The 534-nt window shown below is 38.6% G+C and carries 1 protein-coding gene; it reads right to left on the reverse strand.

Annotated features, from left to right (window positions below):
• Positions 1-81: 81 nt before the first annotated feature.
• The gene (locus tag A3766_RS21015) at positions 82-357 is read right to left on the reverse strand and encodes a hypothetical protein (protein ID WP_068515084.1); all 276 of its coding nucleotides are present in this window, start codon (positions 355-357) and stop codon (positions 82-84) included.
• Positions 358-534 lie beyond the last annotated feature (177 nt).

Here is a 534-nt window from a genome sequence, read left to right on the forward strand (position 1 = left end):
GCAGATTCAATTTTCATTAAGTACAGTGATACGTAATATCTTCTTACATACCACTAGTCACATATTTATTTAAACCGAAGTTCACTCTAAATGTAGCGGTCTTTCAAGAAGGCAAGCTTTAATCATTCTGTAGTCATTACTGTCGGGCAAACTTTCACAGTATTTCTTGAGCCACAAACCAAAATATGGGGAAGCGTGTTCTCGGGCTCTGATGTAATCATCAAAGCTTCTGATATTATCAAAATCAATTCCTGCCAATTCGAACAACCCACTAAGCTGCTCCTTACCTTGCGCTGTAAAATAAAATTTGCCCCTCTCGTCAATAACAAACAATCCATTACCATTTTTAGCTTCCATCAATTTCGCTCCCAGTGATTCGCTGTTTGAGTTTCTTTGACAAGTGCTTTAACTTGTTGTTATCCGTATCTAAAGAGCCTCTTTGTTATAAACCGTATAGGCACAAAACTGCCCGTTGCCGCTAACCAACTCGTTAAGCACAACCTCCTCCAGAAATTGATCTAGAGTAAAATTCTC

This window comes from Oleiphilus sp. HI0132, from assembly GCF_001635845.1.